Origin of the sequence: Gloeocapsa sp. DLM2.Bin57, from assembly GCA_007693955.1 — a bacterium.
In the GTDB taxonomy this organism is placed as follows: Bacteria; Cyanobacteriota; Cyanobacteriia; order Cyanobacteriales; family Gloeocapsaceae; genus Gloeocapsa.
This window is the reverse complement of sequence record RECR01000037.1, coordinates 62,874-87,325: the sequence shown is the minus strand read 5'-3', so window position 1 is coordinate 87,325 and position 24,452 is coordinate 62,874. Positions and strand designations below refer to the sequence as shown.

Below are 24,452 nucleotides of genomic sequence, written 5' to 3'. Positions count from 1 at the left end.
AAGTTAATTCCATGACCACCGAAAGAGAATTAAGAGAGAGAGAATGGAAAAAACAAGCATTACGAGCCAAGAAAAAGTCTTTAATTACCTTTATTCCTAAAAAACGTAGTAATATTTTGATTAACGTTTTGATAGTGGCTACTTTTATTTTATCACTATTAATTACACTCAAGAATAACTATAACTACCAGCCAAGTTTACCAGAATTTTTAACTCCTGAATCAACTAGGGAAAGTGTTTAATTAAGGTTTTAGCGATGGCTCGTTAAGAAGAGCTTATATCTTTATTTTTGACTTTAAATAACCATGCTTTTAGAAGATTACTTCACGTTTTTAGCCGCGGATGATCTTCGAGTAAAAGGAACTAGGATTGGTATTGAAACCATGCAAAACTCCAGAAGAAATTGCGCATACCTAGTGTCTGCTAAAGATATACAACTACTTGAGCAATCATGTTACTCTAGAATGTGTAAGTGGTTCAATAAAGCTTGACGCATAACCTCTACAGGTACAGAACGTTGTAACCAGATTTCTAGAGCGATCGCTCCTTGGTTAATCAACATCTCTAAACCATCAATAATAACCGCTCCTTGTTGTTGACTTTCCCTTAATAACTTAGTAGGACGTGGTGTATAAATTAAATCATAGACGATCGCTCCTGGTTGAACCAATTTAACTAAATCACCCTCTAGGGGGGATTCTTGTCCATAAGGATACATCCCAATCGGAGTAGTGTTAACCAATAATTCACTATCAGCAATCAACTCAGACAACTCTGACCACTGATAAATCTCTACCTGTAACCACCCCTTCTGAAATTGGGCTAATTTCTCAAGATTACGACCGACTACCCGAATCTGGCGACAACCTAAACCACTTAAAGCTTCCACAACTGCTCTAGCTGCTCCACCATAACCCAATACTAAGGGTTTAATTTCACCCCAATTGCGCTCTAATAGTTTTAAAGGCGCTAAAAACCCCGCTACATCGGTATTAGTACCACTCCAACCTTCTTGATTAGCCCAAACCGTGTTAGTTGCACCCACTTTTTTAGCTAGGGGGGAAACCTCATCGAGAAACTCCATCACCCTTTGTTTATGGGGTATAGTTACGTTAAAACCCTCTAGATTCATTCCCCGAAAAGCAGCGATCGCTCCTTCTAAATCCTCAGTTTTGATAGCTAAGGGTATATAAACATAATCTACTCCTAACGCTTTAATCCCTGCGTTGTGCATCACTGGTGAGAGACTATGTTCGATGGGGTCTCCAATTACCCCTAATAACTTCGTTTTTCCTGTAATTAATTGCATAACTTGTTTATTATCCTTAAAAAATGTTATACTAGTCAATTGTGTAAAACTAAACAGTTAAAATGCCTAAACTAAAAACTCGTAAAGCAGCAGCGAAAAGATTTCGGATGACAGCCACGGGTAAGATACTTCGCCGTAGCGCTAACCGTAATCACTTATTACAGCATAAAAGTGCAGAGCGGAAACGTCGTTTATGGAAATTAACCCAAGTACACGAAAATGACGAAGAAAACGTTCGTCTAATGCTTCCATATTCTTCCTAAAATTTGTAGTTTTTGCTAAAGTAAGTACCATGACTAGAGTCAAAAGAGGCAATGTAGCCCGTAAACGTCGTAAAAAAATCCTCAAACTCGCTAAAGGGTTTAGAGGATCTCATTCTAAGCTATTTCGCACAGCTAATCAGCAAGTAATGAAAGCTTTGCGCAATTCCTATCGCGATCGTCGTAAACGTAAACGCGACTTTCGTCGTCTGTGGATTGTCCGCATTAACGCAGCAGCTAGACAACATGATATCAGCTATAGTCAATTAACTGGTAAATTGAAAAAAGCTAATATCGAAATTAATCGTAAAATGTTAGCTCAACTCGCTGTACTTAATCCCGAAGCTTTTACTAAAATTGTCGAAATAGCTAAACAAGCTTAACCAATTAGGGAGCTTTTAATCAGAGATAGTAACGGGTGATTATTGTTGCAGTTAAATTCTCCTTAATCCCCGTCAATACGTCTCTTATTGCTTATCAAACCAGAACAAATAATCAGGAGTTAATCTAAAAATGGCAACTTTAACTATTCCTTTACCAAAGTAACTAGCTAAAGCCGAATTAGTGTTAATAAGCTTAGGGAAGAACTTTCAACAATTGCTTTAGCTGAATTTGATACTCCAAATCGGTTTTTAACCATGAAAGCTCAGGGAAATCCCGAAGAAGGATTGAAAATTTTAGCTAAACTTGATACCTTAACCCGATAATCATTGGTAGCAGCTAAATTGTACCTAATTCCCGTGACTAACTCTCTTATTAATCATTTTATTTAGTAAATCTTTTCTCACATAAAAAGCCCTAGAAGTTGAACCATGTCCTTTACCTTTTGTTCTAGGTTGTACATATTTTCCTATAGTTCCACTCAGACTAGAAAACCCTTGATTAATTATTATTTCTCTGACTAATTCATAGTCTGCTTTTATTTGATTGTATATAACAGGGTCATCAAGATCAAACTCTGTAACAGAATCAAGTATTGACTGTTTTTCATCTTGACTGAACCAAATACGTGCGGGTATTAATATTCTGCTCATTTTATTTAATAAATGACTATTTTCAAAAGGATTATTTTTTATATTTTCTGGTTCAATCATGGTAATAGCCATTGTTTCTTTGACAGTTAATAAACCGTTTTTGAGATATTTAAGAGAACATACTTTTAATTCCCATGAACCAAAATCAGGTGACTGAGAAGAGTTAGCAGCAAGTCCTAAATAAGTTTCAATTACATGACCTACCCAACCCTTGTTGATATTGCCATTTTTGGCTCTTACTGTAACTCCTAATTGGTCAGCTAATAACCTTAAATCCTGTCCGATTAATTTCTCAATCAGTTTTTTTGCTTCTAAACGTTCCATTAGATACTAATAATTCGTAATAACTAATTCAGTCACAGTACCACGTTTATGGGCTTTACTGTTAATCATTCTAGTAGCTGGTATCCTGTGAATATTAAATTCTTGGTAAAGTTCATCGAAAAAATTATCCCAAGGATCTTCATTATGAGGATCTGAATTACTAAGCATCAAATTAATATTATACTCAGCGTTAAGCTGCTTATAAAAATTAGCTAAGCGTATTTGCTGAGTATCATCAAACACAAATTTTGAGTAAGAAGTAAAGTTAGACGTCTTATTTAAAGGACGATAAGGCGGATCTAAATACATAAAAGATTTATCTTTAATAAATTTGATACTTTCTGTAAAGTTGGCTAATTCAATATCAACATTTTGTAAAATAATTGAGATAGCAATCAGGTTGTCTTGATTGAGAATAGTTGGATTTTTATATCGTCCATAAGGTACATTAAACTCTCCACTTTTGTTGAGTCTAAATAAACCATTAAAACAAGTTTTATTCAGAAAGATTAACATAGCTGAACGTTTAACCCAAGACTCAGAAAAGTCTAAGTAATTAAAGTCTATTCTCTGTTGGTTGTAATTTTCTCGGATTTGATAATATAATTCTTGGCGTTTCTCTAGAGGTAGAGACTGATATTTAATAGCTAAATCAGCAAGTTGTTCTATGAGAGATTCTACTGATTTCTGAATTACTTTATAAGCTATGATAATTTCTGGATTAATATCCGCTAAATAAGCAGATTTGAGAGGATATTTTTGCACTAGATCAAAATAAACAGCACCTCCACCTAGAAAAGGTTCTAGATAACAAGTACATTCACCTTTTTTAAGAGATTCTGGGTATAATTGATTAAAAATACCCAATAATTGTTTTTTTCCCCCTGCCCATTTTAAAAATGGTTTAACTCGATGAGTAGTACTCATCTGTAGATTTTCTTTCATGATTTAAAGTTTTTATTATATGAAACTAGCCAAATTATTTTTGCTCATCTTGTTGGTTATAATATTGCTCAGAGTTAGTACAATACCTCTTAATGCTTCTACTCCCGTAATTAAAGGAGAAATCAGAGTAGGGGTCAAAAACAACTCCCGACCTCTAGCTTTTTTAGATGAGTCAGGAGAATTACAAGGACTAGAAATTGATATCGCCAAAAACCTGGCTAAAGAATTACTGCAAGACGAAACAGCTGTCACTTTTGTACCAGTTACTAATCAAGAACGTTTAGACGCATTACTGAATAATCAAGTAGATATAGTAATAGCTCGATTAACAGCCAATGCGGCACGTTCCCAATTAGTCAACTTTAGTACATATTATTATCTAGACGGAACAGGAGTAATTACGAAAGACCCCTCAATCAATAGCATACAGGATTTAAGCACAGCTAGAATAGCAGTTTTATCAGGCTCTGATAGTATTGAGATCATTAGGAGTAGATTACCTACAGCAGAATTAGTGGGGGTAGATTCCTATCAAGAAGCATATGAGTTACTAGAAGCTTCAGAAGCGATCGCCTTCGGAGCAGATCAAAGTATTTTAACGGGATGGGTACAAGAATACCCAGAATATAGACTAATAGCACAAAGTCTCTCAGGAGAACCTCTAGCCATAGCCATACCCAAAGGCTTACAATATGTTAGCTTGCACAATCAAATCAACAAGGCGATCGCCAAGTGGCGAGACTCGGGTTGGTTGAGAGAAAGAGCTAATTATTGGGGATTACCCTAAACTTAACATTAACTCAAGATTGATAAAGATGGAAAACTCAGCAGAAATTTTACCAGTGATTTACCTAGGAGTGTTACTCGCTATTTTAGGAGCGATCGCTTATTTTTTATTAACTCAGATTTGGCGAACCAGAAGAGTAGAAAGCACCTTTAGCAAACTACAGCAAAAACTCAAAGAAGGCAAAGGAACACCCCAAGAATACTATGAACTAGGGAGTCTATATCTAGACAAAAAACTTTATGTACAGTCAATTAACCTATTTCAAAAAGCCATTAAAGGGAGTCAAATAGAATCAGAAAACCTAGCCCTGATTTATAACGCCATGGGTTATGCTTATTTTGCTCAGGAACAATATGATATAGCTATCCGCAATTACAAAGACGCTATTAAATTGTATCCCGAGTACACGATCGCCCTCAATAATCTAGGTAACGCTTATGAGAAAAAACAACTCACCGCACAAGCATTAGCAACCTATGAACAGACATTGCAATATGATCCAGAAAACAAAATAGCCAAACGTCGTGTAGAATCTTTGCGCAAACGTGTAGTGACTTCCACAAATTTTACTAAATAATGAGAAATGTAACGAAATGCAAAGTATAATGAAAAAAAATTAGTAAATACAGAAAACTAAGAAAACCAATGCGAGTAGCAATCGCCGGAGCAGGTCTAGCAGGACTATCTTGTGCTAAATATCTAGTAGATGCGGGACATACCCCCATAGTCTTAGAAAGAAGAGACGTACTAGGAGGGAAAATAGCAGCGTGGAAAGATGAAGATGGAGACTGGTACGAAACAGGGTTACACATCTTCTTTGGAGCATATCCCAATATGTTGCAGTTGTTCAAAGAATTAGATATAGAAGACAGACTGCAATGGAAAGAACACACCATGATTTTTAATCAACCCGAGAAACCAGGGACATACTCTCGGTTTGACTTTCCCGATCTTCCCGCACCCATCAACGGAGTCATCGCGATTTTACGTAATAATGACCTCTTAACTTGGGGAGAAAAAATCCGCTTCGGTCTCGGTTTAATTCCGGCGATGTTGCGAGGACAAAAATACGTAGAAAAAATGGATCAATATTCTTGGTCAGAATGGATGGAAAAACAAAACATCCCCCCAAGAGTAGAAAAAGAAGTCTTTATCGCCATGTCAAAAGCCTTAAACTTCATTAATCCTAATGAAATCTCAGCGACAATCTTGTTAACAGCTTTAAATCGCTTTTTACAAGAGAAAAACGGCTCAAAAATGGCATTTTTAGACGGCTCACCCACAGAGAGACTTTGTCAACCCTTGGTAGAGTATATTACCTCTAGAGGAGGAGAAGTAAGATTAAACGCTCCCCTCAAAGAAATTTTACTCAACGAAGATAATAGCGTCAGAGGATTTCTACTCAGAGGCTTAAATGGCAATCCTGACGAGGTATTTACCGCTGATTTATACGTTTCAGCAATGCCAGTTGATCCTCTTAAAGTAATGTTACCCCAACCTTGGCGAGAATACGACTGCTTTAAAAAACTAGAAGGTTTAGAAGGAGTCCCCGTAATTAATCTACATCTATGGTTCGATCGCAAACTAACCGACATTGACCATTTATTATTCTCGCGTTCGGATTTACTCAGTGTCTATGCAGATATGAGTAATACCTGTAAAGAATACGCTAACCCCGATAAATCGATGTTAGAGTTAGTCTTAGCTCCTGCTCAGGAATGGATTACTAAATCAGATCAAGAGATTATCGACGCTACTATGGCGGAACTAGTGCAGTTATTCCCCCAACATTTCCAGGGAGAAACACCAGCACAACTGCTAAAATATCACGTAGTCAAAACGCCTCGCTCTGTTTATAAAGCAACACCAGGACGTCAAGCCTATCGCCCCTCTCAGAAAACAGCTATTAGTAACTTTTATCTGGCGGGAGACTATACTATGCAACAATATCTAGGAAGCATGGAAGGCGCGGTACTTTCTGGCAAACTAACAGCAAACGCGATCGCCGCCGACTTTCCCGTCCCTAAAACTAGTCCCCAACCAGAAACTAACCCAGAATCTGTTAAAGTTGGTGTTTAAAATTAGCTCAGACAATGGGAAAATGCTTACTAGACTAAGATTAAAATTTAGTCTGAATTGAATTGAATTGAATGACAGTTTTTCTCCTGCCGATGAATGCTGCAATTACCTAAACCTAAACAAAAAACCCCTAAAAACCTAGCTTCTGTTACAGAAGCCTACGAATACTGTCGTCAAATTACCGCGAAGTATTCCAAAACCTTTTACTTGGGCACTCTCTTAATGCCCAAACACAAACGAGAAGCAATCTGGGCGATATACGTCTGGTGTAGAAGAACCGATGAATTAGTGGATGGTCCTGAAGCTAGTCAAACTACTTTAGAAACCCTAGAAGTCTGGGAACATAATTTAGAGTCTATTTTCGCAGGTCATCCCTTAGCTGACCCCGATGTAGCCCTAGTAGATGCGATCGCCCGTTTTCCTGAAATAGATATAGCCCCCTTTCGGGATATGATCGCAGGACAAAGAATGGACCTCTATCGCAGTCGTTACGAGACTTTTGATGAACTGTATCTCTATTGTTATCGCGTCGCCGGAACAGTAGGTTTGATGTCTAGCTCTGTACTCGGTGTAGAAAAACAAGACTCTCAAACCCCCTGGACAACCAATGAGCTTAATTACATCCCCAAAGAAGAAGCCCTAGCTTTAGGAATCGCTAACCAGTTGACTAACATTCTGCGGGATGTGGGTGAGGATATCTCTAGGGGAAGGATTTATTTACCTCTAGAAGACTTGGAATTATTTAATTATACTGAAGAAGACCTCTATAATCACGTTATTGATGAGCGCTGGCAAGCCTTAATGAGCTTTGAAATTGACCGAGCACGTCAATATTATCAACAAGCAGAAAGAGGTATCCGCGCCCTATCTCGGGATTCTCGTTGGCCGGTTTGGTCAGCACTGATGCTTTATCAGGGAATCTTAGACGTGATCGAGGCTAATGGTTATGATGTATTTAATAAACGAGCTTTTGTGCCTACACCCCAAAAGATGCTCTATTTACCTATCTCTTGGTTACGGGCTCAAGCTCTATAGCGCTACTTGACAAGGGAATAGGGAATAGGGAATAGGGAATAGGCACTCAGGCATTCAGGCAAGAGGCAAGAGTAGTATTTTATATATAAATAATACCTCCTAGCACCTAACACCTAATACCTAAAAGCAAACCCAGAACCCCGAACTCTTTATATGGGTTTCACAACTTAAAAATGTACTAACATTAATGCGTATTGCTATATAATGTTAACTTTCAACGGTTAGAATGAGCGAAGAACAACTATCAGAAGCGGTAGCCACTGAATTAATGCGATCGCTATTACATAAGGAAGGCAACTGGGTTGACTGGGGTAAAACCTGTCAACGCCTCCAAAAGGCTGGTTATAATTCTCAAACTATTTTTGAAGCTACAGGCTTTCAAAGTAGTCAACAGAATTTAGTTATTGTGGCTGCACAGGTTTATGACAGTATTTATACTGAGGGAGCATCCGAAGATTTACTTAAGTATTGTCAAGGACCTTGCAGCGATGTTTTATATGAATTGCGTATTCTTAACCAGAAACAAAGACGGGAAGTAGCTGAATTGGCAATGAGCAAAAAATTAACAGCTGACAGCACTAAAGAAGTAGCCAAAGCTGTACAAGAAATGTCTCGCTTATCAGAATTACCCCCTGGTTTCTCTAATCATCCAGGAGACGCGATCGCCTATCAGTATTGGAAGCGTGCTCGGCAAAAAAAAGACCTGCAAGAACGCTCTAGACTAATCGCCCTAGGGTTAAAATTCGCCCATTCTGCTAGTGCTAGAAGCGCTATTGAACAGCTACTCAGTGATTTTACGATATCACCTAGAGTCACTGCTCCCCTTTTACCTCTCTATCGTTTAGAAGCAGAAGAAGAATTACCCCGTCTGATTCCCTTAGCAGGAACTTTACCCTTAACCCCAACTGCAGTAACTCAAGCACCCACTCTCACTCTTGAGAATACCTTCGCTTCGGTACAAATTACCGCAAATACTTATGTAGTACCTATTCCAGGTTGGCAAGCCATTCTTAAAGCTAAAGACCCCGTAGGCATTTTTGCGCAAAGCGACTTATTACCTCAAGTGGTTTCCCCTAAACCAGAAACCGTCTTAATCGTTATCGATCGCCATCTCACCACCTGGAATAATCAGAGTTATTTTCTCCTCTCCAAGGGCGAGACTGTAGAGGTACAATGGTCAGAAACAGAACCTGACCTAATCATACTCGGTCAAGTTATCTTGATTTTACGCCCCAAAAAGATCCTCGATGAAAATAATCTCATCGAACCCTGGCAAATGGACGACTAAAAAACCATGGAAAATTTCAACTGGACTAAACTACAAAATGGCTCTGATATTCGTGGTGTGGCTTTACCAGGAATACCCAACGAGTCAGTCAATCTTACCCCTACAGTAGCCAAAACCCTAGGTCAAGCCTTTAGCACCTGGTTAAGTCAAACCCTATCTCAACCTACCACCGCTTTAACCATTTCTCTAGGTAGAGATAGTCGTCTGTCAGGACCTCAACTCACCGAAGCAGTTACCGAAGGTATCACTAGTACAGGAGCAAATGTCCTTGACTTTGGGATAGCTTCTACTCCCGCGATGTTTATGAGCACCATTACCGCAGGTTTTAACTGTGATGGAGCAATCATGCTCACCGCTAGTCATCTACCCTTTAACCGTAACGGCTTAAAATTCTTTACCTCTTCAGGAGGATTAGACAAAGCCGATATCACCGCTATTCTGTCTTTGGCTGCTACTAATCAATTTAATAACTCTGATACCCCAGGAGTTGTGACAGTAAAAGACTTTATCTCCGTTTATGCTCAACAATTTGTTGACAAAATTCGCGCCTCAGTTAACCATCCCACCAACTATAACCAACCTCTCACAGGATTAAAAATTATCGTAGATGCGGGTAATGGTGCAGGTGGTTTTTATGTAGATAAAGTTTTACAACCTTTAGGAGCTGATACCACAGGAAGTCAATTTCTCGAACCTGACGGGAATTTCCCTAACCATATCCCTAATCCCGAAGATAAAGAAGCCATGGCTTCTATTTGTGCTGCAGTAACTAACAATCAAGCAGATTTGGGCATTATTTTTGATACCGATGTAGATAGAGCAGGTGCTGTAGATTCTCAGGGGAAAGAAATCAATAGAAACCGTTTAATAGCTTTGATAGGGGCGATCGTTTTAAGGGAACATCCTAACTCTACTATCGTTACAGATTCTATCAGCTCTGATGGGTTGACTCAGTTTATTACCGATTTAGGTGGTATCCACCATCGCTTTAAAAGAGGTTATAAAAACGTCATCAATGAAGCGATTAGATTAAATCAACAAGGTCAAGAATCTTGGTTAGCTATAGAAACATCAGGTCATGGAGCAATGCGCGAGAATTATTTTCTCGATGATGGAGCTTATTTAATGACCAAAGTATTAATTAAACTCGCTCAATTAAAGTTAGAAGATAAAGCTTTAGAGGATTTAATCTCTACTTTACAAGAACCCGTAGAAAGTGAAGAATTTCGTCTTAAAATTAATACCGAAGACTTTAAAAACTATGGGAATATGGTTATAGAAAAACTGCAAGAATTCGCCGAAAACCAAACCAATTGGCAAATAGTTCCTAATAATTATGAAGGTGTGCGCGTAGCTTGTCAATCTCCTTCTGAACAAGGTTGGTTTTTATTACGTTTATCTCTTCATGATCCAGTAATTCCTCTTAATATTGAAACCAATGTATCTGGAGGAGTAGCAAAAATCGCTACTAAACTTAAAGGGTTTTTTGAGTCTTATGAGTTATTAGATTTAAGCGCTTTTGAGAATATTTAAACAATCTAAATATTACTAACTTCTAAGGTAGGTAATCTTGGTAAAATAGCTATCTCGGTTAATACCCCTACTATAAAAGCGTGACGCCAAGAAGACCCATCTTGATTACCATTAGCTTTGTCATTTACGTATATTATAGAAATAACTTTAGTTTTTAGAGATTGTATGTCAATGCGATCGCCATTCGGGAAAGAGTATTATTTAACTCACTTTCCGCAGTTCAAGCAGTAGTATGAAGAGGAGTCAGAATTGCAGCAATTCAGAAGTGCTGAATATTTTTTTAAATACATAGTTTTTTCCTGTTTTTTCAGTAGAAGTACTTAAAATTTTTTCTAAACTCTATATTGATTGCCAAATGAATTAAAGTGTAATTAAAGCACACTAAGTATTAATTACTACCCCTCCTGACTACTTTCTCGCTTATTACAATTAGACGTGCGGAATGTAGGATTTAATCAAGTTTCGCAAGCCAAGAAAGCTTATCTACCTCAACTGATAAAGGATAGGTGTAAACTAAGATAAAATAATTTCTGACTCAAACATGGATAACTTGATTGTTGCAATTGATTTTTTCACTAAGACGCCATTACTAGCAACAGCAGCAGAAGGAGAAGCATCAGAAAATGGTGCTTTAGTTATCGCTGCGGTCTTGTTAAGTTTAGTATTTATCTACCTAGGGAGTAAAATAGGTGGAGAAATCTGCGCCAGAATCAATCTTCCTCCTGTTTTAGGAGAATTAGCAGGAGGGGTAGTCATCGGTGTTTCCCTCTTAAACTTGCTGGTTTTCCCCGAAACAGGTGCTACCCCTGAAACATCTGTACTGATGCGCATACTGTCGTTAACGGCAGATTTATCACCCGAAGCAGCTGAGTCAGTATTGGCAACCCAAAGCGAAGCTATTACTATACTCTCAGAACTAGGGGTAATTATACTACTATTTGAAATAGGATTAGAATCAGACCTAAAAGAATTACTCAAAGTAGGACCACAAGCAATAATAGTAGCGATCGTCGGTTTAGTTGCTCCCTTTGCTTTAGGTACTATAGGGTTATTGTATATCTTTAATTTACCAGCGATACCCGCTATTTTTGCAGGTACTGCTTTAACAGCTACTAGTATAGGCATTACAGCCAAAGTTTTAGCAGAAATAGGTTATCTCAATTCTAAAGAAGGACAAATAATTATTGGTGCTGCGGTACTAGATGATATTCTAGGGATAATATTACTAGCCATAGTAGCAAGTTTAGCCAAAACAGGAGAGATACAAGCAAGCAATATCATCTATCTGATTGTTAGTGCTGCAGTATTTTTAATAGGGGCAATTTTGCTAGGTCGGTTGTTAACTCCATTTTTTGTGGGTTTAGTAAGTGAGATGAAAACTCGTGGTCAACTACTGATTACGAGCTTAATTTTTGGGTTTTTACTATCTTATATCGCCAACGTTATTCAACTAGAAGCGATTCTAGGAGCATTTGCAGCAGGTTTAGTCTTAGCAGAAACCGAAAAACGAGAAGAATTAGAAGAGCAAATCATACCCATCGCTGATTTTTTCGTACCAATTTTCTTTGTTTGTGTAGGAGCAAAAACCAATCTCAGTGTCTTAAATCCAGGGATTCCAAGTAACCGTGAAGGTTTAATTATGGCTGCTTTTTTAGTTATCGTAGCGATTATCGGTAAAGTGGTAGCAGGGTTTGCCGTTTTTGGTCAAGAGAAGCTCAATAAACTAGCTATTGGGGTAGGAATTGTACCGAGAGGAGAAGTAGGGTTAGTATTCGCAGGAGTAGGAGCAGCGAGTGGAGCACTTTCACCTACTGTAGAGACAGCAATTATTATCATGGTAATCGTCACAACTTTTATCGCACCTCCTTTGTTAAGAGTGGTATTTAATCAATCAAGTTCTCAAAACAAAGAAAGCTTATCTACCTCAACTGATAAAGGATAGGTGTAAACTAAGATAAAATAATTTCTGACTCAAACATGGATAACTTGATTGTTGCAATTGATTTTTTCACTAAGACGCCATTACTAGCAACAGCAGCAGAAGGAGAAGCATCAGAAAATGGTGCTTTAGTTATCGCTGCGGTCTTGTTAAGTTTAGTATTTATCTACCTAGCGAGTAAAATAGGTGGAGAAATCTGCGCCAGAATAAACCTTCCTCCCGTTTTAGGAGAATTAGTAGGAGGGGTAGTAATAGGTGTATCATTGTTACACCTGGTGGTTTTTCCCGAAACAGGAGGTAACCCTGAAACATCTGTACTGATGCGCATACTGTCGTTAACAGCAGATTTGTCACCCGAAGCAGCTGAGTCAGTATTTGCAACTCAAAGCGAAGCCATTACCATACTCTCAGAACTAGGGGTAATTATACTACTATTTGAAATAGGATTAGAATCAGACCTGAAAGAATTAATCAGAGTAGGACCACAAGCAGCTATAGTAGCTGTTGTCGGGGTAGTTGCTCCCTTTGCTGCAGGTACTGCAGGATTAATCTATATATTCCATCTACCAGCGATACCCGCTATTTTTGCAGGTGCTGCTTTAACAGCTACTAGTATAGGGATTACAGCCAAAGTGCTAGCAGAAATAGGTTATCTCAGTTCCCAAGAAGGACAGATAATCATCGGTGCTGCGGTACTAGATGATATTCTAGGTATTATAGTCTTAGCGGTAGTAGCGAGTTTAGCCAAAACGGGAGAAATACAAGTGACTAATATCATTTATCTGATTGTTAGTGCTGCAACCTTTTTAGTAGGAGCAATTTTACTAGGTCGGTTGTTAACTCCGTTTTTTGTGGGTTTAGTAAGTGAAATGAAAACTCGTGGTCAATTACTGATTACGAGCTTAATTTTTGGGTTTTTACTATCTTATATCGCCAACGTTATTCAACTAGAAGCGATTCTAGGAGCATTTGCAGCGGGTTTAGTTTTAGCAGAAACCGAAAAACGAGAAGAATTAGAAGAGCAAATCATCCCCATCGCTGATTTTTTTGTACCAATTTTCTTTGTTTGTGTGGGAGCTAAAACCAATCTCAGTGTCTTAAATCCAGTAATTCCAAGTAACCGTGAAGGTTTAATTATCGCTGCTTTTTTAATTATTGTGGCGATTATCGGTAAAGTGATCGCAGGGTTTGCTATTTTTGGTCAAGAGAAAATTAATAAACTAGCTATTGGTGTCGGAATGGTCCCGAGAGGAGAAGTAGGGTTAGTATTCGCAGGAGTAGGAGCAGCGAGTGGAGCACTTTCACCCGCGGTAGATACAGCGATTATTGTCATGGTGATTGTCACCACTTTTGTCGCACCTCCTTTGTTAAGAGTGGTGTTTAATAAATCTAGTTCCGAAAGCAAAGAAGTCTTATCAACCTCAACTGATGAGTAAAGTTTAATAACTAATCTACTCCGTCTTTCCCAAGTTTGATAACCTTTGGGAAAGTTCGGGTAAATTTAAACTATAGTATTTTCAATAAAGTTAATTTTATAATCAAGAATCTAATGGTGTGAGGAGTAAAAATTGTGAAATCTCGTTGGTTATTACTGAGTTTGTTCGGTATTTTTTTAGGTTACGCTCCCGCTGATGCAGCTAAATTGCTCTCATGGCGTTTTGATACTAATCAAAATCAATTGACGATTAAAACGGATACAGGAGTACAACCCGTTGTTAAATTGATTCAAAATCCAACTCGTCTCGTTATCGATTTACCTGGAACAGTAGCAGATCTCTCCCAAGCTAATCAAATGGTAGGAGGAGCGATTAAATCCGTTAGGGTAGGACAATTTGAAGTCAATATAGCCCGTTTGGTGATTGAATTGGAGGAAGGTTATACCATTAATCCCGAAGAAGTAAAAATACGTGGGTTATCCTCTAGTCAGTGGGTTCTCGATGTACCTCAACCCGTGCAAATTACAGAGTCAACCCCTACTGTAACTAATCAAGAAGAGACAACAGAGACAAGTTTAACGGTAAATCCTGCTCCTGTAGATTTTGAGTCTAGAGATTTTCAGGTTACGCAAAATGGATTGTTTGTGCGTTTTGAGAAAAGAGAAGGAAGTCAAATTACGGTTAATCGTAGTAGAGATCGCCGTGAAATCACTATAGACTTAACTGGAGCTACTTTACCCCAAGATTTAGCTAATAGAGTAATTGAGCTGAATGAATATGATGTTAATCAAATCGAGTTTGTGCAAACCTCCGAGACAACAGCTCGTTTAATTCTCAAGGTTTCCGAAGATAGTCCAGATTGGCTCGCTTCTTACAGTAGATTAGGAGAAGGTGGATTAGTCTTGTTACCGAGGTCGAGAACTGCTAGATCTAGAGAAAGTGTCGTTACCGCGAGAACTAATCCAACCAGAAATAATTATACACCCCCAACGCCAACCCAGACTCAAACTCAAACCAGAGCAATAGTCCAAGGAGTGACTCTCGCTGCTAATAACTCGGAATTGATGATTAATAGCGACCAAAAAGTTGAAGCACAGGGGACTTGGCGCGCTAATGGAGTCTATGAAGTTCGCTTACGCAATGCTCAATTAGCTTCTGATTTTATTAATCCGCAGATGACCGCTAATAGTCCTATCTCCCGTTTACGAGTTTGGCAAGAAAGCGATGATACAGTAGTAGTTTTAGTACATCCTGCACTAGGAGTGCATCTAGATGGTAATATTGAACAACCTTCTGAGCAAATGTTAATACTCAGACTCAGGGAATTTAGTAGAGTTACTAGAGCGATTGATCCTGTACCCACTCCACCTAGTAATGACCCTCCTTTAGGGAGAGCTTGGGAAAGGGTTAATAATGGTCGTCAGACACCTAATGAGAAAATCGTAGTGGTTATCGATCCAGGACATGGTGGGAAAGATCCAGGAGCGATCGGGATTAATGGTGTTAGAGAAAAAGATCTCATTTTACCTATTTCTCAGGAAGTAGCCAGAATCTTGGAACAACAAGGGATACAAGTAATTATGACTCGCAATAATGACCAATACGTGAGTCTCCAAGATCGAGCGAGAATGGCTAATCGTGCTAACGCTGACTTGTTTATTAGTATTCACGCTAATTCTATGGGGATGAATCGTCCTGATGTGAATGGATTAGAGACTTATTATTTACAGGATGGTTTACGATTGGCTGAGTCTATCCATAATACTATTCTCAAAAACGTCGATGTGCGCAATCGTGGGGTGAGACGCGCTCGCTTTTATGTATTACGACATACTCAAATGCCCGCGGTTTTGGTGGAAATAGGCTTCTTAACTGGTAAGGAAGATGCAGCTAAATTAGCTAATGCAGCCTATCGTCAACAAATGGCAGAATCCATCGCCGCAGGTATTTTAAGTTATGTTCGTAGTAAAAAGTAAATATTTTGTTAATAAATTTATGTTACAAAAGATGAGCCAGAAAATTGGCGTTTTTGATAGTGGTGTGGGTGGATTGACTGTTTTAAGACAACTTTATCAACAACTTCCCCAAGAATCTATTCTCTATTTTGCTGATACAGCGAGACTTCCCTATGGTAATCGTTCCCAAGCAGAAATTTTACAATTTGTGCGTGAAATTCTCACTTGGATGAGTGCAGAACGAGTCAAAATGGTGATCATGGCTTGTAATACCAGTTCGGCTTTAGCTTTAGAAACGGTACGCTCTGAGTTTGATATACCCATTCTCGGGATTATTTTACCAGGTGCTCGTGCCGCGGTAAACATAGGAGAAAAAATAGGGGTGATCGCTACTCCTGCTACAGCTAATAGTGGTGCTTATAGTCAAGCTATACAAGAAATCAAACCTCATGCTACTGTATTAGAAGTGGGTTGTCCCCCTTTTGTCCCCTTAATCGAACAAAACCGAGTTTATCACCCCCATTCCCACAGAGTGGTAAAACATTATCTACAACCTTTATTAGCAGCAGAAATCGATACTCTGATTTATGGTTGTACCCATTATCGCCATTTAGAAAACGTGATCCTTGATATTATTCCCCCACATATTCAACTAGTCGATCCTGCTACTTATGTAGTTACAGCAGCGATGCGAGAATTAAAAATGTTGGGTTTAAAAAATTATCGCATTCCTGAGCCCACTCGTTTCTGTGTTAGTGGTTGTCCGAAACAATTCGCTATGTTATCTAAACAATGGTTGGGTTTTACTCCTCGGGTAGAAAAAATTTCTTTACCAGTTATCCCGGTAGATAGTCTTGCTAGAATAAGCAGAAATATTCCTACGTTTGGAGAGTAGAAAGTGACTAATCCTGGGAATAACTATTATCAAATTTTGGGACTTCATCCCTCTGCTTCTAATCTAGAAGTTCGTCGTCAATACCGCGAATTAAGTAAACAGTTTCACCCAGATACCACCACCTTACCTAAAGCGATCGCTAAAACTAAATTTCAAGAACTTAATCAAGCTTACGCAACCTTAAGCAACCCTGACAAACGCTCTCTCTATGACCTGCAGATTGGTTATTCCCGTTTGAACGTGATTCAAGCACCCCCTAGCTATAATCAGGATAATCACTCTGTCTATACCGGACCTAGCGATCGTCCTTTATCAGCTGGGGAAATTTTTGCTCTGTTTCTCTTGGTATCGACTTTTGTCGGTTGTTTACTCCTAGCTTTAGTCGTAGCTATAGTTAGGGGTGATAGTCTCAGTATAACTTAAGTTTGACTACCTAGTTGAGCTGTTTTAACGGTTATTTCTAAAGTGCGATCGCCTCGAATCACCGACAGTTTCAGGTTTTGATTAACTCCTGCAGCTTCTACCAAAGACTGTAATTGACTACCATCGGTAACAGGTTGACCATTAACCTTAGTAATCACATCACCCATCCGAATACCTGCAGTTTGCGCCGGAGTTGAGGGAAGAACTCTTACTACTAACACTCCTGGCACTTCAGGCATAAATAAAGGAGAATTAGGATCATTATTATTTTCTCTAGCTAATTCAGGAGTGAGAGTAATCATCTGTACACCGATATAGGGATGAGGTACTTCTTGACCTGTGGCTAAAATCTCTTGTAACTCTTTAGCCTTATTAATAGGTATAGCAAAGCCAATACCCATAGCATCAGCACGAATCGCTGTATTAATACCGATAACCTCTCCTTGATCGTTTAACAGTGGACCACCAGAATTACCAGGGTTAATCGCCGCATCGGTTTGTAAAAAGTCGATACGTTTATCAGGAATACCTACTTGAGCACTAGAACGAGATAAAGTACTAATAATCCCTAAAGTAACGGTGTTATTTAAACCCACAGGATTACCAACGGCGATCGCCCAGTCTCCTACCCTAACTTGATCAGAATCACCCAAAGGAGCGATGGGTAAATCATCTCCTGCAGGAGCAATTTGTACTACCGCTAAATCTGTAACCTCATCAGTACCTTTAACCGTTCCTTCAAAGCTTCGACCATCTTTAAGAGTAACGGTAACTTTTTCGGCATCGCTAACTACGTGAGCATTGGTTAAAATAATACCATCATTGCTGATAATAAAACCAGAACCCTGACCCACTATTTTCTCTTGTTGGGGAGGTGCGGCAAATTGTCCACCGAAAAAATCTCGGAAAAAGGGGTCTTCAAATAGAGGATTTAAACCTCTAGTTACTAGCTTTTCTGTATCTATACGCACTACCGCAGGACCTGTTTGAGCAACTGCATCAGCAACAAAACTATTAGCCGAAATAGGCGCTACCGCCACTTGAGTAGTTGACTCAGTAGGTACTAAAAACGTAGAATTAGGTACTGGATCAGCCAGAGATGCTAAAACTCTGACCCCACTCAATGAGATCGCACAACCTGCGATTAAGGCTACTATATGACTACTGGTTGGACGCCAAAACTTACGATCCTTCATATTCCTATTCATGGATAAATTAGACAATCTGACTCTATCTTACGCTATTGATTTTGGTACTAGTAATACGGTTATTTCCCGCTGGAATTCGGTTAACCAGCAACCAGAAATAATTACTTTACCGGGATTGTCTGGGAAATTAGCTGATAATCCGCCCATTATTCCTAGTCTAGTCTATGTACAAGACGCTCAAACACCCCAATTGTTCCTAGGACAACAGGTTAAAGATCAAGGGTTGGACTTGCGTCATTCACCTCGCTATTTTGCTGGTTTTAAACGGGGTATTGGTGCGAGTATCCAGGGGTTTTTACCTGAACTTGACTCGATACCCATTAGCTTTGAAAAGTTAGGTCAATGGTATCTCCAAGGGATTCTCGCTAATTTACAACAACAAACCCCAGAAAACCCCTCTTGTTTGGTATTAACCGTACCTGTGGATAGTTTTGAGAGTTACCGTCGTTGGTTGTCGGGTGTTTGTCAAACTTGGTCGGTAGAACAAATTAAAATTATTGATGAACCTACCGCAGCGGCTTTAGGTTACGGAGCAACCACAGAAGATCTGGTCTTAGTTATTGACTTTGGGGGGGGAACTGTTGATTTTTCCTTAGTTAAGTTGGATAATCCCCAAACTAATCAAGGTTTATTACTTAAATGGGGAAGTCAACTGATTAGTCAAAATACTCCGAAAAAAGCCAAACTAGCTAAGGTTTTGGCAAAAGCTGGTAAAAATCTCGGGGGAATCGACCTAGATAATTGGTTGGTTGATTACTTTGTCGAAAAACAAGGATTAACCTCTTCTTCTCTAGTTAATCGTCTCTGTGAAAGGTTAAAGATACAACTCTCTACTCAGGAAAACGCTACTGAGGTTTATTTTGATGACCAGAGTTTCACAACTTATGAACTGAGTTTAGATCAAGGTACTTTTAATCATATTCTGCAAGAACGAGAATTTTTTAGTCAGCTTGATGAGTTGTTGACTCAGGTTTTACAACAGGGAAAACGTAATGGTATTGACAAAGACAATATTGGTGCGGTTTTATTGGTAGGAGGAACAGTAAAAATACCCGCAGTGCAAAACTGGATTGCACAGTATTTTACACCCGCACAAATTCGCTGCGATCGCCCTCTAGAAGCTATTGCCCTAGGTGCTTTACAATTAACCCAAGGCAGAGAATTGCGCGATTTTCTCTATCATAGTTATGGTATCCGTTATTGGGATCGTCGTAAACAAGCTCATAATTGGCATGCTTTAATTAATAGTGGACAACCCTACCCTATGGATCAACCCTTAGAATTACTCCTGGGTGCTTCTTGGGACAATCAACCTAGTGTAGAATTGGTCATCGGGGAATTAGGGAGTGAAATTGGCGCTACTGAAGTATATTTCCAAGGCGATCGCCTGGTTACTCGTTCTCTAACTCCAGGTCAAACTCAGGTACAACCTCTCAATGACCAAGAGGGAGCAAAAACAATCGCACGTTTAGAACCTCCCGGTAATCCAGGCAGCGATCGCCTGAAAGTCTTATTCTGGGTTGATGAACAACGCTATCTACGGATTACTGTAGAAGATTTACTCACCGAAGCGGTACTCTTATCTAATCAAATTGTGGCTGAATTAAGATAAATGCTGAATATAGGCTAGAATAACCAAGAAGATTGACATAATTTGCTAATTATCTAGCCAAATATTCTTATGGTTTCAATTCTCGATCAAAAGCTGATTTCTAGGGCACAATACGCCAAAAAACTACGTCCTTTGATGCCAGCTGAAGCTTTCGAGCCTAGCAACAATAGCATCATTATTTTACTGATCAACGGGCTAATTTTACTCTTAGGTTGGGGAATCGCTGATAAACTAGACCAATGGTCATGGTATTGGCTGTGGCTTTATCTACCTATAATCCTAATCATGGCTAATGCTATACCAGTAATAGCATTTACTACACACGAAATTTTACACAGCAAAACGATTAAAAAATCCCCATTAAAACAAATCATCGCTTTTTTAGGCGTATCGATGCAGTGGGTGACTCCTACCTTCTGGAAAGCGGTACATAATCGAGAACATCATAACAAGACTAACTCCTTGAATGATCCTGATCGCAATTATTTAGCTTCTCAACCTCCTAGTTGGGCAAAATTTATCCAAAATCAGTTTATCCCTTCTGCTGAAGTTAATCGTTTACGGTTAATTTTGGGTATGGGTTTTGTGTGGACTGCTCATAATCTACGTAACTTTATTTCAGCCTTTTTTTATACAGATGGTTCAGCTGTTCACTCTCCTGCTCCTTTTACTCTGACTCCTAGGGAACGTCGTAAGGTCATTTGGGAATTATTGATAGTTATAGCAATCCATGGAGCGATTATCACTTATTTAGATTTTCATCCCCTTAAATTGTTTTTGGGCTATTTCTTACCCCTCTGGTTAGGTGATACTATCAAAATGTTCTATATCTACACCAATCATATGCTTTGTCAAATGACCGAAATCAATGACCCCCTGATTAACAGTGTGTCTTTAAAAATGCCCAAGTTCTTTGATTTATTACACGTCAATTTTTCCTACCACACAGAACACCACATTTTCCCCTTCATGAACTCTGACTATTACCCAATGCTGCAAGAGTTGATTCAAACCCACTACCCAGATAGAATCAACGTAATCGACGTAGGGGAAGTCTGGCGATTGATGTTAACTACTCCTCGTCATTATCAAGATAGTCATACTTTTACAGATTGGGATGGTCAAAAATCTGTACCCTGTCCTTTGACAAAATTATAAAAAATAAATGTACAGAGATTATCTGATTATTGGTGGTGGAATTAGTGGACTAATAGCAGCTAAAACCCTACACAATCAAGGAAAGACAGTAACTATCCTCGATAAAGGTAGAGGTATTGGTGGACGTCTAGCTACACGTAGATTAAATTATGATAATTCCCTGATAGGTGTAATCGACTATGGCGCACCTCATTTTACTGCTCAATCAGCCACCTTTCAGAATATAGTACAAGAATGGTTAGAAATTGGTTTAGTTAAAATCTGGTCAACTGGTTTTAATATGGACAACCAAACTTATTATTGTGGAGTAGAAAGTAATCGGGCGATCGCTAAATATCTAGCTCTTGATTTAGACGTACACACAAGTACTAGAGTTACCCATCTAGAATGGCGAGATACTCATTGGCAAGTATATACAGAAACAGGTAAAATCTTTACAGGTCAAAAGTTATTATTAACTCCTCCTGTACCGCAAACTCTAGCAATATTAGATGATTCTCAAATCTTACTAGAACCAGAAATTAGAGAAAAATTAAATCAAGTCAGCTATCATCCCTGTATCGCTATATTAGCTTTATTTTCCCAACCTAACCTGATTCCTTCACCAGGGGGATTATGGTTAGAGGGAAACCCCCTCAAGTGGATTAGTTGCAATCATCAAAAGGGAATTTCTCCTTCTGGTTATGGAGTGACTCTCTACGCTAGTTCAGAATATAGTCAAACTAATTGGGATAAAGATGATCATAGCATTGTGCAAGACTTGTTAGCTAGTGCTGCAACTTGGTTAAACTCTGAGATACTAACTTATCAAGTACACCGTTGGCGTTATAGTCAAGCTGATCAAGTCTATGGAGAACCCTATCTAGAGATTACTAAACCAGGTACATTGATTTTAGCAGGAGATGGTTTTCTTGGTTCTCACCTAGAAGATGCAGTCTTATCTGGTTTAGCTGCTGGAAATTATCTTAATTAATATAGTAATATATACTTATGTTAATTACCATTTTCGGCTAATAATTCTAATGACGTTACATTTTGCATCAACCCAGAAACAACAATATTCTCTACCAGTTTTAATTGGCTATTGGCTGGGTCCTGTATTCATCATTATTTGTCATCTGGGGGCGATTATACCCATATTTACTGGACTTTCACTAGGAGCATGGTTATGGGTTTTTTTCTTATACTTAATTAGGATGTTGGCTATTACAGCTTGCTATCATAGACTCTTAACTCATAAAGCCTATAAAACACCAGCTTGGGTAAAATGGATAGGTTGCTTAATAGCTTCATCAGCGGGACAAATGGGACCTAGTTGGTGGAAAGGACATCATGAAGATCACCATAATTACGTAGATCAAGTTGGTGATCCTCATTCATCGGTTCAAGGATTTATTTGGTCTCACATGGGTTGGTTATTATCTAATAATTTTATCCCCTCTAAATTACCTGCTGATGTTGAACAAGATCCTGTGCTAAAAATAATGGATCGTCTTCATTTTCTACCCTTACTTGGTTTAGGGTTAATCTCATTTATGATCGGGGGATTAGAGTATTTAGGGGCTTTTTTCTTAAGTACAACCATTTTATTTCATGGTGTTGCTTTAGTTAATTCTGTCTGTCATAAATTTGGTTCAACACCTTTTAAAACTGATGACTATAGTAAGAATAATTGGTGGGTAGCTGTTCTGACTTTAGGGGAAGGTTGGCATAATCTTCATCACGCTTTACCCTGGTCAGCTAATCAAGGTATAACTGTTAAAGATGGTCAAATTAAATATCTTTTTGATCCTACCTATCAATTTATCAGATTGCTGCAAGTAATGGGTATAGCTTCAGCACTAAAACTACCCTCTTCAGAAAAAGTCTTAGAAAATATCTAGGTCTTCAGTTGTCCACTCTTTCTCAAGAGTGGATTTTTTTTGACTACTAAGCTAAGTAACCATGTTCAGCTAAAAAAGAGAGATCAAGATCATCAACTGTAGGAGTTATCGCTAAACGATGCTGTAAAAAACGATTAACGTATTTACCAAGAATATCACTCTCAAGATTTACCCAATTACCAGGTTGAAGGTAATAAAGATTAGTTTGTTGATATGTATGGGGAATCACCGCTACAGTAAACCAATTGCCATCAGCATCACAATCGGCTATAGTCAAACTGATACCATTGACCGCTATACTGCCTTTACTGACTAAATAAGGAGCGATCGCACTTAACCACATATCCCGTAAACTCTCGGTTGAGGTAAAGGTCATTTCCCAAGCGTTAGATGTGTTGGTAACCTCTGCTAAACAACCTACACCATCCACATGACCTGTAACAAAATGTCCCCCGAGTTTACCACCTACACGTAAAGAAGTTTCTAAATTACTATATTTAGCGCTATTTTCTCTATATCCTAAAATACTGCGTTTAGTAGTTTCTGGTGAGACGCTAGCAATAAAACCATTACTAAGGATTTTTTCTGCTGTTAAACAAATACCATCTACGGCGACACTATCCCCTAAAACTAGGTCAGAGATTATGTTTCCTTGATGATTATCTATGGTTATTTGTAGATGATCCGAGTCTAAAAACACGATTTGACCTAAACTTTCCACTAATCCTGTAAACACGGCTATTTTTTGAGAGAATATAATAGTTAGAATATACTAGTTTAAAGGTAATCAAGAAACTATTGCTTGCTACAGCTAAGGTTAGTAAATGTGGGAAAGTAAACTATGATTGAGATGAAAGTTGCTGGAATTGCCTTAGATGCTGTTACCCGTAGTCCCATTGTACTATTAAAAGATAGCTTAGATCGTCGCGCTTTACCTATATATATAGGACAAGAACAAGCTAAGGCGATTATCGCTGCTTTAGAGGGACAAAAACCACCACGTCCCTTGACTCATGATTTAATGAATAATATCTTTGAAGCTTGGTCTCTAGAACTCTCTAAAATTATTATTCATTCTTTACAAGATAATACGTTTTACGCGGTTCTCTGTCTCCAACAAGGAGAGGTTAAAAAAGAAATCGATTGTCGTCCCAGTGATGCGATCGCCATAGCTTTACGTACAGATAGTCCAATTTGGGTAATGGAAGAGGTTGTCGCTGATGCGTCTATACCAGTAGATAGAGATGCAGATGAGGAAGAGAGAAAAGCATTTAAAGAGTTTCTCTCTAATTTGAGTCCCGAAGATTTAATTAAAAATAGGGGGGTTGAACCAAATAACGATAGCTAGT

The 24,452-nt window shown here is 38.6% G+C and carries 25 protein-coding genes and 1 pseudogene; 21 read left to right on the top strand and 5 right to left on the bottom strand.

From position 1 onward, the window contains the following. Window positions 1–11: 11 nt before the first annotated feature. A complete protein-coding gene (locus tag EA365_02090; protein TVQ48208.1) occupies window positions 12–242 on the top strand; it encodes a hypothetical protein in 231 nt (76 codons plus the stop codon). Window positions 243–305: 63 nt separating this feature from the next. Next, window positions 306–491, top strand: a complete 186-nt coding sequence (locus EA365_02085) for a hypothetical protein (GenBank protein ID TVQ48207.1) — start codon at window positions 306–308, stop codon at window positions 489–491. Here the strand turns inward: EA365_02085 and EA365_02080 are convergent. Continuing rightward, window positions 455–1,309, bottom strand: coding sequence for a shikimate dehydrogenase (locus tag EA365_02080; GenBank protein TVQ48206.1), 855 nt, complete (start codon window positions 1,307–1,309; stop codon window positions 455–457). The two genes, EA365_02085 and EA365_02080, sit on opposite strands and share 37 nt — an antisense overlap. Window positions 1,310–1,371: 62 nt before the next feature. Here EA365_02080 and rpmI point away from each other — a divergent pair, with 62 nt between their 5' ends. The 3 genes and pseudogenes from rpmI to EA365_02065 all read left to right on the top strand — a co-directional run bounded on the left by rpmI (window position 1,372) and on the right by EA365_02065 (window position 2,276). Then, window positions 1,372–1,572, top strand: coding sequence for a 50S ribosomal protein L35 (gene rpmI, locus EA365_02075; GenBank protein ID TVQ48205.1), 201 nt, complete (start codon window positions 1,372–1,374; stop codon window positions 1,570–1,572). 29 nt (window positions 1,573–1,601) lie between these two features. Then, the gene (locus EA365_02070; protein ID TVQ48204.1) at window positions 1,602–1,952 is read left to right on the top strand and encodes a 50S ribosomal protein L20; all 351 of its coding nucleotides are present in this window, start codon (window positions 1,602–1,604) and stop codon (window positions 1,950–1,952) included. 130 nt (window positions 1,953–2,082) lie between these two features. After that, window positions 2,083–2,276 (top strand): annotated as a pseudogene (locus tag EA365_02065) (toxin-antitoxin system HicB family antitoxin). Window positions 2,277–2,300: 24 nt separating this feature from the next. Here the strand turns inward: EA365_02065 and EA365_02060 are convergent. Then, window positions 2,301–2,927 (bottom strand): hypothetical protein, encoded by a 627-nt coding sequence (locus EA365_02060; protein ID TVQ48203.1) that lies wholly within the window; start codon window positions 2,925–2,927, stop codon window positions 2,301–2,303. Between the two features lie 6 nt (window positions 2,928–2,933). Next, window positions 2,934–3,872, bottom strand: a complete 939-nt coding sequence (locus EA365_02055; GenBank protein ID TVQ48202.1) for a DNA adenine methylase — start codon at window positions 3,870–3,872, stop codon at window positions 2,934–2,936. A 19-nt stretch (window positions 3,873–3,891) separates the two neighbouring features. Between EA365_02055 and EA365_02050 the strand changes: the two genes are divergently transcribed. The 11 genes from EA365_02050 to EA365_02000 all read left to right on the top strand — a co-directional run bounded on the left by EA365_02050 (window position 3,892) and on the right by EA365_02000 (window position 17,242). Beyond that, window positions 3,892–4,659, top strand: a complete 768-nt coding sequence (locus tag EA365_02050; GenBank protein ID TVQ48201.1) for an ABC transporter substrate-binding protein — start codon at window positions 3,892–3,894, stop codon at window positions 4,657–4,659. 28 nt (window positions 4,660–4,687) lie between these two features. After that, the gene (locus EA365_02045; GenBank protein ID TVQ48200.1) at window positions 4,688–5,236 is read left to right on the top strand and encodes a tetratricopeptide repeat protein; all 549 of its coding nucleotides are present in this window, start codon (window positions 4,688–4,690) and stop codon (window positions 5,234–5,236) included. Window positions 5,237–5,304: 68 nt separating this feature from the next. Continuing rightward, the gene (gene pds, locus EA365_02040; protein TVQ48199.1) at window positions 5,305–6,738 is read left to right on the top strand and encodes a 15-cis-phytoene desaturase; all 1,434 of its coding nucleotides are present in this window, start codon (window positions 5,305–5,307) and stop codon (window positions 6,736–6,738) included. A gap of 96 nt (window positions 6,739–6,834) precedes the next feature. Continuing rightward, entirely contained in the window at window positions 6,835–7,773 is a 939-nt protein-coding gene (locus EA365_02035; protein ID TVQ48198.1) for a phytoene synthase, read from the top strand. Between the two features lie 226 nt (window positions 7,774–7,999). Next, window positions 8,000–9,061 (top strand): hypothetical protein, encoded by a 1,062-nt coding sequence (locus EA365_02030; GenBank protein ID TVQ48197.1) that lies wholly within the window; start codon window positions 8,000–8,002, stop codon window positions 9,059–9,061. Window positions 9,062–9,067: 6 nt separating this feature from the next. Further along, window positions 9,068–10,594, top strand: a complete 1,527-nt coding sequence (locus tag EA365_02025; GenBank protein TVQ48196.1) for a phosphomannomutase/phosphoglucomutase — start codon at window positions 9,068–9,070, stop codon at window positions 10,592–10,594. Window positions 10,595–11,135: 541 nt separating this feature from the next. Continuing rightward, complete coding sequence (locus tag EA365_02020) at window positions 11,136–12,536, top strand: cation:proton antiporter (protein TVQ48195.1); 1,401 nt, start codon at window positions 11,136–11,138, stop codon at window positions 12,534–12,536. A gap of 35 nt (window positions 12,537–12,571) precedes the next feature. Then, complete coding sequence (locus EA365_02015) at window positions 12,572–13,969, top strand: cation:proton antiporter (GenBank protein ID TVQ48194.1); 1,398 nt, start codon at window positions 12,572–12,574, stop codon at window positions 13,967–13,969. Window positions 13,970–14,103: 134 nt separating this feature from the next. Further along, a complete protein-coding gene (locus EA365_02010; GenBank protein TVQ48193.1) occupies window positions 14,104–15,945 on the top strand; it encodes an N-acetylmuramoyl-L-alanine amidase in 1,842 nt (613 codons plus the stop codon). 19 nt (window positions 15,946–15,964) lie between these two features. Beyond that, window positions 15,965–16,819, top strand: coding sequence for a glutamate racemase (locus tag EA365_02005; protein ID TVQ48225.1), 855 nt, complete (start codon window positions 15,965–15,967; stop codon window positions 16,817–16,819). Between the two features lie 3 nt (window positions 16,820–16,822). Beyond that, on the top strand, window positions 16,823–17,242 hold the full coding sequence (locus tag EA365_02000) for a J domain-containing protein (protein ID TVQ48192.1): 420 nt from the start codon (window positions 16,823–16,825) through the stop codon (window positions 17,240–17,242). Here the strand turns inward: EA365_02000 and EA365_01995 are convergent. Further along, entirely contained in the window at window positions 17,239–18,438 is a 1,200-nt protein-coding gene (locus tag EA365_01995; protein ID TVQ48191.1) for a PDZ domain-containing protein, read from the bottom strand. The genes EA365_02000 and EA365_01995 overlap by 4 nt on opposite strands. Before the next feature lie 10 nt (window positions 18,439–18,448). On the opposite strand from EA365_01995, the gene EA365_01990 reads away from it, so the two are divergent. From EA365_01990 to EA365_01975, 4 genes are all read left to right on the top strand, one after another. Next, complete coding sequence (locus EA365_01990; protein TVQ48190.1) at window positions 18,449–20,062, top strand: Hsp70 family protein; 1,614 nt, start codon at window positions 18,449–18,451, stop codon at window positions 20,060–20,062. A gap of 69 nt (window positions 20,063–20,131) precedes the next feature. Then, window positions 20,132–21,220, top strand: coding sequence for a fatty acid desaturase (locus EA365_01985; protein TVQ48189.1), 1,089 nt, complete (start codon window positions 20,132–20,134; stop codon window positions 21,218–21,220). Window positions 21,221–21,227: 7 nt separating this feature from the next. After that, complete coding sequence (locus EA365_01980) at window positions 21,228–22,193, top strand: FAD-binding protein (GenBank protein ID TVQ48188.1); 966 nt, start codon at window positions 21,228–21,230, stop codon at window positions 22,191–22,193. A gap of 49 nt (window positions 22,194–22,242) precedes the next feature. Next, window positions 22,243–23,103, top strand: a complete 861-nt coding sequence (locus EA365_01975) for an acyl-CoA desaturase (GenBank protein ID TVQ48187.1) — start codon at window positions 22,243–22,245, stop codon at window positions 23,101–23,103. 46 nt (window positions 23,104–23,149) lie between these two features. On the opposite strand, the gene ribE is transcribed toward EA365_01975, so the two are convergent. Beyond that, window positions 23,150–23,839, bottom strand: a complete 690-nt coding sequence (gene ribE / locus EA365_01970; GenBank protein TVQ48186.1) for a riboflavin synthase — start codon at window positions 23,837–23,839, stop codon at window positions 23,150–23,152. Between the two features lie 105 nt (window positions 23,840–23,944). Here ribE and EA365_01965 point away from each other — a divergent pair, with 105 nt between their 5' ends. Continuing rightward, complete coding sequence (locus EA365_01965) at window positions 23,945–24,451, top strand: bifunctional nuclease family protein (protein TVQ48185.1); 507 nt, start codon at window positions 23,945–23,947, stop codon at window positions 24,449–24,451. Window position 24,452: the final 1 nt, after the last annotated feature.

What these genes read in the sequence shown, in the direction of transcription:
- EA365_02020 (TVQ48195.1), top strand. Translation starts at nt 11,136, where the DNA reads ATGGATAACTTGATTGTTGCAATTGATTTTTTCACTAAGACGCCATTA.
- EA365_01995 (TVQ48191.1), bottom strand. Translation starts at nt 18,438, where the DNA reads ATGAAGGATCGTAAGTTTTGGCGTCCAACCAGTAGTCATATAGTAGCC.
- EA365_02050 (TVQ48201.1), top strand. Translation starts at nt 3,892, where the DNA reads ATGAAACTAGCCAAATTATTTTTGCTCATCTTGTTGGTTATAATATTG.
- EA365_02015 (TVQ48194.1), top strand. Translation starts at nt 12,572, where the DNA reads ATGGATAACTTGATTGTTGCAATTGATTTTTTCACTAAGACGCCATTA.
- EA365_02030 (TVQ48197.1), top strand. Translation starts at nt 8,000, where the DNA reads ATGAGCGAAGAACAACTATCAGAAGCGGTAGCCACTGAATTAATGCGA.
- EA365_01980 (TVQ48188.1), top strand. Translation starts at nt 21,228, where the DNA reads ATGTACAGAGATTATCTGATTATTGGTGGTGGAATTAGTGGACTAATA.
- EA365_02045 (TVQ48200.1), top strand. Translation starts at nt 4,688, where the DNA reads ATGGAAAACTCAGCAGAAATTTTACCAGTGATTTACCTAGGAGTGTTA.
- EA365_02005 (TVQ48225.1), top strand. Translation starts at nt 15,965, where the DNA reads ATGTTACAAAAGATGAGCCAGAAAATTGGCGTTTTTGATAGTGGTGTG.
- EA365_02085 (TVQ48207.1), top strand. Translation starts at nt 306, where the DNA reads ATGCTTTTAGAAGATTACTTCACGTTTTTAGCCGCGGATGATCTTCGA.
- EA365_02070 (TVQ48204.1), top strand. Translation starts at nt 1,602, where the DNA reads ATGACTAGAGTCAAAAGAGGCAATGTAGCCCGTAAACGTCGTAAAAAA.
- EA365_02055 (TVQ48202.1), bottom strand. Translation starts at nt 3,872, where the DNA reads ATGAAAGAAAATCTACAGATGAGTACTACTCATCGAGTTAAACCATTT.
- EA365_01990 (TVQ48190.1), top strand. Translation starts at nt 18,449, where the DNA reads ATGGATAAATTAGACAATCTGACTCTATCTTACGCTATTGATTTTGGT.
- EA365_02080 (TVQ48206.1), bottom strand. Translation starts at nt 1,309, where the DNA reads ATGCAATTAATTACAGGAAAAACGAAGTTATTAGGGGTAATTGGAGAC.
- rpmI (TVQ48205.1), top strand. Translation starts at nt 1,372, where the DNA reads ATGCCTAAACTAAAAACTCGTAAAGCAGCAGCGAAAAGATTTCGGATG.
- pds (TVQ48199.1), top strand. Translation starts at nt 5,305, where the DNA reads ATGCGAGTAGCAATCGCCGGAGCAGGTCTAGCAGGACTATCTTGTGCT.
- EA365_02035 (TVQ48198.1), top strand. Translation starts at nt 6,835, where the DNA reads ATGCTGCAATTACCTAAACCTAAACAAAAAACCCCTAAAAACCTAGCT.
- EA365_02025 (TVQ48196.1), top strand. Translation starts at nt 9,068, where the DNA reads ATGGAAAATTTCAACTGGACTAAACTACAAAATGGCTCTGATATTCGT.
- EA365_01985 (TVQ48189.1), top strand. Translation starts at nt 20,132, where the DNA reads ATGGTTTCAATTCTCGATCAAAAGCTGATTTCTAGGGCACAATACGCC.
- EA365_01965 (TVQ48185.1), top strand. Translation starts at nt 23,945, where the DNA reads ATGATTGAGATGAAAGTTGCTGGAATTGCCTTAGATGCTGTTACCCGT.
- EA365_01975 (TVQ48187.1), top strand. Translation starts at nt 22,243, where the DNA reads ATGACGTTACATTTTGCATCAACCCAGAAACAACAATATTCTCTACCA.
- EA365_02090 (TVQ48208.1), top strand. Translation starts at nt 12, where the DNA reads ATGACCACCGAAAGAGAATTAAGAGAGAGAGAATGGAAAAAACAAGCA.
- EA365_02060 (TVQ48203.1), bottom strand. Translation starts at nt 2,927, where the DNA reads ATGGAACGTTTAGAAGCAAAAAAACTGATTGAGAAATTAATCGGACAG.